12 protein-coding genes are annotated in these 12,231 nt (G+C 69.0%); 8 read left to right on the forward strand and 4 right to left on the reverse strand.

Annotated features, from left to right (window positions below):
* Window positions 1–52: 52 nt before the first annotated feature.
* The 6 genes from ACSDQ9_RS13450 (at window position 53) to ACSDQ9_RS13475 (ending at window position 6,633) form a co-directional block, all read left to right on the forward strand.
* Window positions 53–877 carry an IclR family transcriptional regulator gene (locus ACSDQ9_RS13450; RefSeq protein WP_435147818.1) on the forward strand — a complete coding sequence of 275 codons (825 nt, stop codon included), beginning with the start codon at window positions 53–55 and terminating at the stop codon, window positions 875–877.
* A 146-nt stretch (window positions 878–1,023) separates the two neighbouring features.
* Entirely contained in the window at window positions 1,024–2,685 is a 1,662-nt protein-coding gene (locus tag ACSDQ9_RS13455; protein WP_435147820.1) for an ABC transporter substrate-binding protein, read from the forward strand.
* A 94-nt stretch (window positions 2,686–2,779) separates the two neighbouring features.
* A complete protein-coding gene (locus ACSDQ9_RS13460; protein ID WP_435147822.1) occupies window positions 2,780–3,733 on the forward strand; it encodes an ABC transporter permease in 954 nt (317 codons plus the stop codon).
* Window positions 3,730–4,650, forward strand: a complete 921-nt coding sequence (locus tag ACSDQ9_RS13465) for an ABC transporter permease (protein ID WP_435147824.1) — start codon at window positions 3,730–3,732, stop codon at window positions 4,648–4,650. Before ACSDQ9_RS13460 ends, ACSDQ9_RS13465 begins: the two co-directional genes overlap by 4 nt.
* Before the next feature lie 13 nt (window positions 4,651–4,663).
* Entirely contained in the window at window positions 4,664–5,668 is a 1,005-nt protein-coding gene (locus tag ACSDQ9_RS13470; protein ID WP_435147825.1) for an ABC transporter ATP-binding protein, read from the forward strand.
* A complete protein-coding gene (locus tag ACSDQ9_RS13475; protein ID WP_435147827.1) occupies window positions 5,665–6,633 on the forward strand; it encodes an ABC transporter ATP-binding protein in 969 nt (322 codons plus the stop codon). The genes ACSDQ9_RS13470 and ACSDQ9_RS13475 overlap by 4 nt, the downstream gene beginning before the upstream one ends.
* A gap of 17 nt (window positions 6,634–6,650) precedes the next feature.
* Here ACSDQ9_RS13475 and ACSDQ9_RS13480 read toward each other — a convergent pair whose 3' ends face one another.
* Genes ACSDQ9_RS13480 through ACSDQ9_RS13490 form a run of 3 tightly spaced genes read right to left on the reverse strand, consistent with a single transcriptional unit; the run spans window position 6,651 to window position 9,282 of the window.
* Entirely contained in the window at window positions 6,651–7,520 is an 870-nt protein-coding gene (locus ACSDQ9_RS13480) for a fumarylacetoacetate hydrolase family protein (RefSeq protein WP_435147829.1), read from the reverse strand.
* 42 nt (window positions 7,521–7,562) lie between these two features.
* Window positions 7,563–8,879 carry an aspartate aminotransferase family protein gene (locus ACSDQ9_RS13485; RefSeq protein ID WP_435147831.1) on the reverse strand — a complete coding sequence of 439 codons (1,317 nt, stop codon included), beginning with the start codon at window positions 8,877–8,879 and terminating at the stop codon, window positions 7,563–7,565.
* A gap of 1 nt (window position 8,880) precedes the next feature.
* Window positions 8,881–9,282, reverse strand: coding sequence for a RidA family protein (locus ACSDQ9_RS13490; RefSeq protein ID WP_435147833.1), 402 nt, complete (start codon window positions 9,280–9,282; stop codon window positions 8,881–8,883).
* A 147-nt stretch (window positions 9,283–9,429) separates the two neighbouring features.
* Here ACSDQ9_RS13490 and ACSDQ9_RS13495 point away from each other — a divergent pair, with 147 nt between their 5' ends.
* Together ACSDQ9_RS13495 and ACSDQ9_RS13500 are read left to right on the forward strand one after the other, a co-directional pair.
* The gene (locus ACSDQ9_RS13495; protein WP_435147835.1) at window positions 9,430–10,263 is read left to right on the forward strand and encodes an amidohydrolase family protein; all 834 of its coding nucleotides are present in this window, start codon (window positions 9,430–9,432) and stop codon (window positions 10,261–10,263) included.
* Window positions 10,260–11,366, forward strand: coding sequence for an alanine racemase (locus ACSDQ9_RS13500; RefSeq protein WP_435147837.1), 1,107 nt, complete (start codon window positions 10,260–10,262; stop codon window positions 11,364–11,366). The genes ACSDQ9_RS13495 and ACSDQ9_RS13500 overlap by 4 nt, the downstream gene beginning before the upstream one ends.
* A 130-nt stretch (window positions 11,367–11,496) precedes the next feature.
* On the opposite strand, the gene ACSDQ9_RS13505 is transcribed toward ACSDQ9_RS13500, so the two are convergent.
* Entirely contained in the window at window positions 11,497–12,231 is a 735-nt protein-coding gene (locus ACSDQ9_RS13505; protein ID WP_435147839.1) for a pyrimidine reductase family protein, read from the reverse strand.

Raw genomic sequence — 12,231 nt, forward strand, 5'->3', positions numbered from 1 at the left:
ATCTACGCCCCGCCAGCCACGCTTTTCGGTGGGTGTGTTCTAGAGTTCGCCCATGACCGATGGGGCAACGACGTCCGACCTGAAACCCAACTACCACACGCACGCGCTCACACGTGGACTGCGGGTGCTCGAGATCGTGGCCGCCTCGACGACCCCCACGACGTTGGGGGAGGTGCACGAACTGTCCGGCATGCCGAAGTCGACCATCGTGCGACTGTTCGCGACGCTGACCGACTCGGGCTACCTCGTGAAGGTCGACGATCGGCCCTCCTACAGCCTGGGGTCGAAGGTCGCCGGGCTGGTGGGCCGCTACACCTCGACCGTCAACGTGGCCGACCTGGCCCGACCGGTGCTGCTGCGGTTGGCGGCGGCCACCAACCAGACGGCCAACCTCGGCACCCTCGACGGGGTCGACGTGGTGCACGTCGCGGTCGAGGCGCCGGATCGTCCGTTGCGCTACGACACTCGCGTCGGCGACCGCGCTCCTGTCTTCCGAACCGGGCTCGGCAAGGCCATTCTCGCCACCCTGCCCACCGAGCAGGTGGCGCTGCACCTGCCACCCGAGCCGTGGCAGGCAGGTCATCAGGGCGTGCGTGACCTGACCCGCGCCGAACTGATGGACGACCTCGAGCGCACCCGCGGTCGCGGGCACGCCTTCGACGACAACGAATACGCCGAGGGCCTACGCTGCCTGGCCGTGCCCCTGGCCACGGACGGGCGCGTCTGGGCCGCCGTGAGCGTCTCGGGCGCCTCGGGGGAGTTCACCGAGCAGTCGCGCCCGATCTTCGTTCGCCTGCTCAAGCAGGCCGCCCAGGAACTGGCCGACAATGCCGCCGTGCTGACCGGCCTGGTGGCCAGCGTGCACGTGGATCGATGACCGGTGAGCGATGACAACAGTTTTGGCACAAACAACATGAAACGTCTTGCCATGTTGCCCGTGCTCGCCTAGATTCTGGCCATCCGGATCAGCCAGGTTCGGACACCCAGCAGGCGCAGCGTCGCGCCCCTCTGTGAGGAGAGACCGTGTTTCGAACATTGCGTACCAGGGCGGCAGCGGTCGTCGCGATCGCGGTGGTCATGGGAGTGGCGGCCTGTACCCCACCGCCCGACTCCAGTGGCTCGCCCAGCCCGACCACCGGCTCGTCCGGATCGACGAGCACCGGCGCGGACGGCAGCAATGCCACCATCAACGTCTGGATGTCGCAGAAGCCCGACAGCATGAGCCCGTTGACGCCGGCCAGCTACGGCAACGCCAGCGTCTACGAGATCACCCAGGACGTTCTGGCCGCCCCCGACAACGACGGCAAGCTGGTGCCCCGCGTGGCCGAGAGCTGGCAGATGGCCGACGACGCCAAGACGCTGACCATCAAGCTGGCCACCCAGAAGTGGTCGGACGGGCAGGAGATGACCGCCGACGACGTGGTCTTCAGCCTCAACCTCTACGGCAACCCCGATGTCAAGGCGCCCGTCGGCACGATCATGTCGCCGATCGTCGGCTACGACGACTACGCGGCCGGCAAGGCCGACAGCATCTCGGGGGTGAAGAAGGTCGACGACCGCACCGTCACCATCAGCCTCAAGGAGCCCAACTCCAACTTCACCTACCAGTTCTTCGGCGCACAGTTCTACGTGCTGCCGAAGCACACCCTCGAGAACGAGGACATGACCAAGGTGGCAACCTCGTCCATCTGGACGACCCCGGGCAAGGTGCCCGGTCTGGGCCCCGTCGTGCTGACCGGCTACCAGCAGGATCAGCGCGTGGAGTTCGAACGCAACGACAACTACCGCAAGCCGGTGAAGTTCAAGAAGCTGGTGCAGTCGATGGTCACCCAGGACGTCGCCACCCAGCAGCTGGCCTCGGGTGAGATCGATCTGACCTCGGTGCTGCCCACCGACATCAAGACCGTCGAGGGCATGAAGGGCGTCAAGACCGTCGAGGTGCTCTCCACCGGTTTCGATCGCTACTCGATGCCGCAGACCAAGGACTACCTGAAGAACCCCAAGGTGCGTCAGGGGCTGCTGACCGCCATCGACCGGGCGGGCATCATCGCCTCGATCTACGGTGGCGCGGCCGAGCCGCAGAACTCGGCGTTCCTCGCCAGCTACATCACCACCGACGGGTTCAACACCTACGAGCACGACCCGGCCAAGGCCAAGCAGTTGCTCACCGAGGGTGGCTGGGACTTCAACCGCGAGCTGAAGATCTACCAGGCCAGCGGCAACGCCCAGCGTGAGGCCGTCAACGCCGTGGTGCTGCAGAACTTCAAGGAGGTGGGTGTCAAGGCCAAGATCGTTCCCTACGACCAGGCCCAGGGCACCGACGTGCTGACCAAGAAGGACTACGACATGATGCTGTTCGGCGGCGGCAACTACCTGATCGACGCCTCCCAGGACGGCCCGATCCTGTCGTGCGCCACGGCCTTCCCGGCCGGTGCGAACCTGCCCGGGTACTGCAACCCCGAGCTCGACAAGGCCATGACCGAGGCCTCCAAGACCGCGGACGAGGCCAAGCGCGCCGAGTTCTTCAACCAGGCGGCGAAGCTCGAGAACAACGACGTCTCGTACGTGTGGATCGCGCGGCCCAAGCGCGTCTACGCCTTCTCGAGCAAGCTCGGCAACGTCACCCCGGGCGAGGGTCTGCCCGACGCCCTGCGGTGGATGGAGAACTGGACCGTGAATGGCTGATCACCGTCCCTGACGTGTCGGCTGGGGTCGCTCGCTCGTCCGAGTGGCCCCAGCCGAGCGTCGTCCACCCGCTCACTCACCCCGGAAGGACGCCATGCTGCGGTACCTGCTCAGTCGCGTGCTGACCATGCTGCTCGTGCTCTTCGTCATCTCGATCGCACTGTTCGGACTCAGCCACGCCGCCCCCGGCGGGCCGCTGGCGATGCTCATCCCGCCCGACCAACTGGGCGACTCCCAGGCCCTGATCGAGGCCAAGACCAAGGAGTACGGCCTCGACAAGCCGCTGGTGGTGCAGTACCTGAACTGGATCGGGCGCATGCTCACCGGTGACATGGGTCAGTCCTTCCAGTTCGACCGCCCGGTGGGCACACTGCTGCTGGAGCGCATTCCACCCACCATGGAACTCATGCTTCTGGGCTTCGTGCTCGGCAATCTGCTGGCGATCCTGCTCGGCATGGGGCAGGCCGCCCGCAAGGGCACCCTGGTCGACTACGGCTTCGGCGCCGCCACGCTGCTGGTGCTGTCGACCCCCGCCTTCTTCATCGGCATGCTGCTGATCTACTTCTTCTCGGCGAAACTGCAGTGGCTCCCCAGCTCGCAGATGAGCAATGCCGGCGACGGCTCGGTGCCCGACCTGCTGCGGCACCTGGTGCTGCCGGTGGTCACCCTGGCGATGCTCGGGTGCGCGTCGATGGCCCGCTACGTACGCGCCGGCATGCTCGAGGAACTGCAGCGCGACTACGTGCGCACCGCCATCGCGAAGGGTGCCTCCCAGGCGCAGGCGCGCTGGAAGGCCTTCCGCAACGCCCTCGGTCCGCTGGTGACCATCATGATGATGTCGGCGCCCGCGCTGCTGTCGGGTGCCGTGGTGCTCGAGGCCGTGTTCGCCTGGCCCGGCATGGGCACGCTGACGATCCGCGCCATCCAGAACCGTGACTATCCGGTGATCCTGGGCTTCGGCATGGTGGTCGCCATCGTCGTGGTCGTCTCCAACCTGCTCGCCGACATCTTCCTGTCGCTGCTCGATCCCCGGGTGGTGCTGCGATGACCACCGTCGAGATGCCCCCCGGCGGTACGACCGCCGAGCCCGCGGCCGAGCACACCTCCGTCGCGGTCACCGACCGCAGCCCACTCCGCCTGGCGATGCGCCGCTTCTGGGGCAACCTGGGCGCCAAGGTGTCGGTGGTGGTGTTGTCGATCGTGGTCGTGGTCTGCCTGGTCGGCCCGTTCTTCCTGCCCGACCCGAACTCGCAGGACCTGCTGCACTCCCGCGCCGCTCCCGGTGGCGGTCACCTGCTCGGTACCGACCTGCTCGGACGAGACATGCTCGCCCGGGTGCTGGCCGGCGGTCGGGTGTCGCTGGCGGTCGGGTTCTCGACGGCCGTCTCGGCCCTGGTGCTCGGCACCACCATTGGTGTGGTCGCCGGCCGGGTGGGCGGCTGGGTCGATGCGGTGCTGATGCGCATCACCGACATCTTCATGGCCATCCCCAGCATGCTGGTGGTGATCGTGATGGGCGGCGTGCTCGGCCCCTCGCTGCCGCTGCTGATCGTGTTGCTGGCTGCGTTCTCGTGGCCCGGTGCCGCGCGCATCGCTCGCAGCGTCGTGCTCAGCGTGCGCGAACTCGACTACGTGCGTGCCGCCGAGGCGGCCGGCACCCGTTCCTCGGTGATCATGGTGCGGCATCTGCTGCCGTCGGTGATCCCACAGGTCACGGTGGCTGGCGCCATGCTGGTCTCGGGGGCAATCCTGTCGGAGGCCGGCCTGAGCTACCTCGGCCTGGGCGTCGTCCCTCCGCAGGCCTCGTGGGGCAACCTGCTGCAGCAGGCGCAGTCGTACACCGTGCTGTCGTCCATGCCGTGGCTGTGGCTCTCGCCCGGTGTCGCGATCATCCTGACGTGCGTGTCGATCATCTTCATCGGCGACGGACTGCGCGACGCCCTCGACCCGAAGGAGACCCGATGATGGTGGTGACCCGATGAGTCTGGTGGAAGTCAGCAACCTGTCGGTCGAGTTCGACACCGTCGACGGACCGGTGCACGCGGTGCGCGATCTCTCCTACACACTCGAGGCGGGCAAGACGCTCGGCATCGTGGGGGAGTCCGGCTCCGGCAAGACCGTGTCGGTGCTCACCCTGATGAGACTGCTGGCCGGCAATGCGCGCGTGACCTCGGGCAGCGTGCTGTTCGACGGCATCGACGTGCTGAAGCTGCCCGAGCGGCGCATGCGTGAGCTGCGGGGTGAGCGCATCTCGATGGTCTTCCAGGACCCGATGACCGCGCTCGACCCGGTCGAGAAGGTCTCGAAGCAGATCGGGCAGACGATCGAGTACCACCACCGCTCCGCCACCCGGCGCCAGGTGCGCTCCCGGGTGATCGAAACGCTGGAGTCGGTGGGGGTGCCCGATGCGGCCCGCCGGGCAGACCAGTTCCCGCACCAGTGGTCGGGCGGCATGCGGCAGCGGGCGGTGATCGCGATGGCCCTGGTCAACTCGCCCGACCTGATCATCGCCGACGAGCCCACCACGGCCCTCGACACCACGGTGCAGGCGCAGGTGCTCGACGTGCTGCGCGAGGTGCGCACCACCCACGGCTGCTCGATCATCCTGATCAGTCACGACCTGGGGGTGGTGCGTGAGGTCGCCGACGACGTGATGGTGATGTACGCCGGCGCGATGGCCGAGAAGTGCCCGGTCGACGAGATCTTCGAGGGCCCCCGCCACCCCTACACCCGGGCGCTGCTGCGGGCTCGTCCGGGGTGGGGCGAGCGTCAGGAGCGACTGTTCTCGATCGCCGGACGACCGCCCGACCTGCTCACCGTGCCGACCGGCTGCCCGTTCGAGCCCCGCTGCACCGAGTCGGACGGCCTGCCCGCCTGCCGCACCGACGTGCCGGCACCTCGAGCCGTGCAGGCCGGCCACCTGGCCGCGTGTCACCGCGCCGAGGAACTGGCGTCCCTCGAACTCGTGGAGGAGTCCCGATGAGCCAACCGTCCACCGCCACCCCTCTGCTGGAGGTGCGCGACCTGGCCGTGCACATTCCCACCCGGATCAAGCTGCGCCGGGCCCTCGTCCGCGCCGTCGACGGCGTCTCGTTCAAGGTCGAGCGCGGCCGCACGCTCGGGCTGGTGGGCGAGTCGGGCTGCGGCAAGACCACCACGGCCCGCGCCGCCATGCGCCTGATCGAGGCGACCTCGGGGCAGATCCTGCTGCGCGGTCGCGACATCACGCACCTGAAGGGCGAGGAGCTACGGTCGCTGCGTCGCCACTTCCAGATCGTCTTCCAGGACCCGTACTCGGCGCTCAATCCGCGGCTGACGGTCGAGCAGATCATCGCGGAGCCGATGCGCGCCCAGGGAGCCGACAACGCCCAGGTGCGGGCGCGCGTCGACGAACTGCTCGATCTGGTCGGCCTGTCACCCCGGCACCGGCAGTCGTTCCCGCACCAGTTCTCCGGCGGTCAGCGTCAGCGCATCGGCACGGCCCGCGCCCTGGCCACCAAGCCCGACGTGGTGATTCTGGACGAGCCGGTGTCGGCCCTCGACGTGTCGGTGCAGGCGCAGGTGGTCAACCTGTTCACCGACCTACAGGACGAACTCGACATGGGCCTGATCTTCATCAGCCATGACCTGTCGGTGGTACGTCACCTGTGCGACGACGTGGCCGTGATGTACTTGGGCAAGATCGTGGAGCAGGGCACCGTCGAGCAGGTGATGGAGAGCCCGCAGCACCCCTACACCCAGGCGCTGATCTCGGCGGCCCCGGGCCGCCCCGACGACCGCGAGCGGATCGTGCTCACCGGCGACGTGCCCTCGCCGGTGAACCCGCCCAGCGGGTGCACGTTCCGCACCCGCTGCTGGAAGGCGACCGAGAAGTGCCTCGAGCGCCCGGGGTTGGAGCAGCCCGAGGGTGCCGACCACCCGGTGGCCTGCTGGTTCCCGGGAGAGTGATCGGCTGGGCCGAGTGATCAGCTGGGGTCGGCGGGGGACGAGTTCCCCCGCACCGGCGTGCGCAGGCGGCCCAGGGGGCCCAGGTCGACCACCAGCTCATCGCCGTCGGAGAGGAAGTCACCGGTCGCCGAGCCCACGCCCGACGGGGTGCCGGTGAGAATCACGTCCCCGGGGTTGAGGGTGCACAGGCGCGAGCAGAAGGCGACCAGCTCCCGGACGGTGTAGATCATGCCGCCGGTGGTGGCCTGCTGGCGCACCTGGCCGTTCAGCGTCAGCGAGATCGGCAGGTCCTGCGGGTCGGGAATCTCGTCGGCGGTGACCAACCACGGGCCGAGCGGGGCCGAGCCGTCGGCCCACTTGCCCTCGAGCCAGTCGAAGAAGCCCACCCAGCCCTCGATGTCGCGGGCATGGCCGATCGCCAGCTTGCGCAGCGAGATGTCGTTGGAGGCCGCGTAGCCGAACACGTGGTCGAGGGCATCGTCCTCGGAGATCCCACGGGCGGGCGTGCCGATGACCACGGCGAGCTCGGCCTCCCAGTCGGCCGCGGCCGAGATCTCGGGAATGTCGAACGGATCGTCCGGGCCGATGACCGCGGTGTCGGGCTTGAGGAAGATCCTGGGAGAGATGCGGGACTTGTCGACGGGGTCACCGCCGGCCTCGAGAATGTGCTCCTGGTAATTCGCAGCGACGCAGAGCACCTTGCCCGGCCGGGGCAGCGGGGCCAGCACGCGCACGCTGTCGACCGGCACGACGGTGCCGGTGGGGTCGGTGGCACCGCCTGCGACGACGGACGACAGGTCGCCCTCGCCCAGGTCGTGCAGGTCGGTTCCGTCGAGTCGACCGTGGCGGATCTGGCCCTCGGCGGTGCGGTAGGTGACGAGCTTCATCGATGCTCCAAGTTCTGTGTGAGTGGTTTCAGCGACGGGTGGTCAGCGGCGGGGCGCCGTGCCGGCGGCCACCATCTCGGCGACCACGTCGCGGGCGGCCTCGAGGGTGGCGTCGATGTCGGCGTCGGTGTGCCGGCCCGAGATGTGGCTGCGCTTCAACGCCATCGGGATCAGCAGGAAGCCACGCTCGATCAGTCCCCGGTTGAAGGCCAGGCTGGCCGCGGTGTCGTTGGCCATCAGCGCCCGGTAGCTGGTCGGCTCACCGGGAATGAAGTAGGGCGAGAAGGTGCCGCCGAAGCCGGCGGCGACGCCTGCCACCTGGGCCTCGTCGAAGATCGCGTTGAGGCCGGCGCGCAGGCGCTGCCCGAGCCGATGGGTGCGTTCGTAGAAGTCGGGGTTCGACCGCAGGTGGCCGATGGTGGCGAGCGCTGCGGCGGCGGCGGACTGGTTGCCGTTGAAGGTGCCCATCACGACCACGGTGCCGCCCTGGGTCTGATCGGCGTGCCGCATGACGTCGAGTCGTCCGCCGAGACCGGCGATGGCTCGTCCGTTGCCCATGGCCTTGCCGAAGGTCGTCAGGTCGGGAGTGACGCCGCAGATCGACTGGTAGCCGCCCAGGGCGTGCCGGAAGCCGGTGATCACCTCGTCGAAGACCAACAGGGCGCCCTCGCGGGTGGTGACCTCCCGCAGCTTCGCCAGGAAGTCGTCGGTGGGCAGCAGGGCGCCGACGTTGTGGGGGATCGGCTCCACGATCACGGCAGCGATCTGCTCGGGATGGTCGGCGAACAACTGCTCGACGGTGGCGATGTCGTTGTACTCGGCGATCAGGGTCTGCTCGAGCACCGTGCGCGACATGCCGGTACCCAGCGGATCCCAGCCGAAGGCCTTGTCGGGCGCCGAGATCACGTTCCGGGCGACCGAGTCTGACCAGCCGTGGAAGCCGCCCTGCACCTTGATGATCAGGTCGCGGTCGGTGGCGGTGCGCGCGATCCTGAGCCCGTAGGCGACCGCCTCCGAACCGGACGAGAGCGTGAACATCTGCTCGACCGACGGAATCTCGGCGACCACTGCCTCGGAGAGCTCGACCTCGAGCTCACTGACGCCGAAGCCCGACAGGTCGAACCGGGCCGACGCCTCGGTCACGGCCTGCTCGATCTCGGGCTCGCAGTGGCCCAGCAGCATGGCGCCGAAGGCGGCGTGGTAGTCGAGGTAGCGGTTGCCGTCGGCGTCGGTGACATGAGCACCCTCGGCGCCGACGATCGCGTGGGGGGCGCCCAGGTTGCGCGTCGAGGAGTTCACGCCCCCGGGAATCACCCGGCGGGCGCGCTCGGCCAGGGCGAGGGAACGCGTGCGATCCATGTCAGCCGTCCTGCCGGGAGTGGTCATCGTCCGACAGCACCGCGGTGGCCTCGACCTCGACGCGCACGTTCGGGTGCCCGAAGTTCACGATGATGGCGCTGCGGGCCGGGCGGTGGTCACCCAGGCGCTTGGCGTAGACCTCGTTGAAGGGCCCGAACAGCAGCGAGTTCGACAGGAACACTCCCACCCTGGCCACGTCCTTCCAGGTGGCGCCGCCGGCGGTGAGCACGGCCTCGACGTTGTCAAGGGTGCGCTCGACCTCCTGGGTGAAGTCGCCGATGAAGATCTCGCCGTTGGCATCGGAGGCGACCTGTCCCGAGACGAACAGCAGGTTCCCCGCGCGGTAACCCATGCTCAGGGGGACCTTGGGCAGCGGCTGTCCGGGGATGTCGATCGAGGGCATGAGCAGGACTCCTTGGTGGTGTCGATGAAGGTGTGACCGCGTGCGGTTTCGGATTCACCCTAGCCACGCTCGCGCCGGTTGGGAAGTGAACATGAAAAGCTGTTCCGTGTCGTTGACTCCGGGCCTCGGGGACGCAAGGCTGGGGGCATGTTCGACGTACACACCCACGCCCTTCGTCTCGAGCACTGGGGTCACGAGTGGGACGACCACTGGAAGCCCATCTACCAACACGACTGGGTCGATGTCACCCCCGAGGCCTACGACCAGGCGATGCGCGAGGGCGGGGTCGACCACGCGGCCGTCTTCGGCCTGACCGCCGACGCCGTCGGCATGTCGACGCCCAATGAGTTCATCCGCGACTTCGACGTCGCCACCAGCACCAAGACCTACCCGTTCGCGGCGCTCGACCCGAGCGGCGAGGGCGCCATCGAGAAACTGCGTCACGCCATCGACCTGGGCTTGCGCGGCCTCAAGCTCTATCCGGTGCTCGGGCTGTACGACATCCGCGAGGAATGCTTCGACGAGTTCTACCGGATCGCCACCGAGGCGGGTCTGGTGCTGCTGTGGCACATGGGCGCCACGCCGTCACCGGTCGGTAGCCTCGCACTGTCGAATCCGTTGTTGGTGGACGAGGTCGCCCGCCGCCACCCCGGCCTGGTGCAGGTGATCGCGCATCTCGGGCACCCCTGGCAGCGCGAGACCATGGTGGTGCTGCGCAAGAACCGGCGGGTGTTCTCCGACATCTCGGCGGCCTGGGCGCGGCCCGTCGACGGGCATCGGGCGTTGATCCGCGCCGCCGAGTGGGGCGCCGTCGACAAGCTGCTGTTCGGGTCGGACTACCCGATGTGGACCCCCGCCGAGGCCGTGGCCGGTCTCAAGCAGGTGGCGTCCACGAAAGTCGAGGGAATGCCCGCGGTGAGCACCGATCTGGTGGACTGGCTGCTCAACGGCGATCCCCGAGAGGTGTTGGGACTGGAATGACCTCACAGCGTGAGTTGATGCAGCACGAGCTGATGACCCCGGCCCTGCTGGTCGACGTGGCCCGGCTCGAGGCCAACATCGCGACCGTGCACGGACGATTCGCCGAGGCGGGGGTGGCCCTTCGTCCGCACGTGAAGACCTCCAAGTGTCTCGAGGTGGCCTCCCGGCAGCGTGCCGCCGGTGCGGTCGGGTTCACGTGCTCGACCCCGGCCGAGGTCGAGTGGTTGTCGCGGGCTGGGTTCGGCAACCTGGTCTGGGCGCATCAACCGGTCGGGCCCGCCAAGGTGACGTTCGCCGTTCGCGCCGCCGACCTGTGGGGCGTGAAGCTGATCGCCGACTCGGTGGCGGTCGCCCGGCCGCTGTCGGAGCAGGCCGACCGAGTGGGGGTCGACCTCGAGCTGGTGCTCGACGTCGACTCCGGGCAGCACCGCACCGGGGTGACGCTCGACGAGGTCATCGAGGTGGCCCGCGCCATCGAGGCCCTGCCCCGCGTCAGCGTCGTCGGCGTGCTCACCCACGAGGGGCACGTGGGTGCCACCAGCGGTCGTGAGGCCCGCGGCAGTCTCGGTTCGCGCGTGGGGGCCGACATGGCCCGGGTCGCCGACGAGCTGCGCGCCGCCGGCCTCGAGATCTCCATCGTGTCGGTGGGGTCGACCCCGGGGTGGGAGAGCGCGCCCTTCGCCGCCGGGGTCAGCGAGGGACGGCCCGGAACCTACGTCTACTTCGACGCCAACCAGGTGCGGGGCGGCACCTGCACGCTGGAGCAGTGTGCCCTGACCGTGCTCGCCACGGTGGTCTCGGTGCACGCCGACCGGGTGATCATCGACGCCGGCCTGAAGGCGATGTCGGCCGACACGTTCACCCCCGAGGTCGGCGGCGGCATCGTCTGCGATCTGGAGCTCAACCCGCTGTCGGGGGTGCACTTCGCCAGTGCCAATGAGGAGCACGGCTTCCTCACCGGCGACCTGGGTGACCTCGCGGTCGGCGACCGGGTGAGGATCGTGCCCAACCACGCCTGCGGTGCCGTCAACATGTGGTCGGGGCTGACGGCCCTGCTCCCCGACGGGACGAGCCAGCGGTGGGCCATCGAGGCCCGCCACTGAGGACCGGACTGAGTGACCAGCGCCCGCCCCGATCGTCCGCAAACCCTCACCAAACGGTGCGACCGTCAGGAAAGTTCCTGACGGTCGCACCGTTTCCTGGGAGTCTGCGGAGTCCCCAGCCGTTGAGGAGCTATGGGGACGAGGGCGTGCGACGGTACTGCAGGAACAGGAAGTCGTCGCCGCGATGGGCGGCATGCAGGCTCATCGACAGCGGCACGTGCCGCCCCGTCGACAGCGGCGAACCGCCGCCGACCACCACCGGGGAGAGCACGAACAGCACCTCGTCGACCAGGTCGTCCGCGAACAGGTCACCGAGCAGGGTGGGCCCACCCTCGGTGAGCACGCGGGTCAGCCCACGCGCGTGCAGGGCCTCGATGGCCCGCGGCAGGTCGACCTGACCGTCCCCGACCACCACCACGTCGGCGACCCGGGCCAACGCCTCACGGCGATCGGTCGGAGCGGCCTGGCAGGTCAGCACGATCGGACGAGTCCTGGCCTCGGTGAACAGCGAAGCGGCCGCGTCGAGGGCGCAGGAGTTCGTGACGATCGCGAGCCCCGGTTCGGGAGTCTGCCCGCGAGCCGTCCGCGCCGCCGCCACCTCGTCGGACACCGACAGCGGCCCGTAGCCCTCGTTGCGGATCGTGCCCGCCCCCACCAGGGTGACGTCGGCCAGCGTGCGCAGCAGGTGCAGCAGCACCTGGTCCTCGGGGCTCGTCAGCGCCCCCACCCGACCGTCGATGGTGGTCGACCCGTCGAGCGAGACCACCATGTTGGCCCGCAGCCACGCCCGCTCGCCGACGCCGGCCGGCGGGTGGGCATAGGCCCGGGCCAGGTCGGTCGCGCCGGCGGCGGCCAGGTCGAACAC

The sequence above is a fragment of the Aestuariimicrobium soli genome (assembly GCF_051192575.1).
Taxonomy (GTDB): domain Bacteria; phylum Actinomycetota; class Actinomycetes; order Propionibacteriales; family Propionibacteriaceae; genus Aestuariimicrobium; species Aestuariimicrobium soli.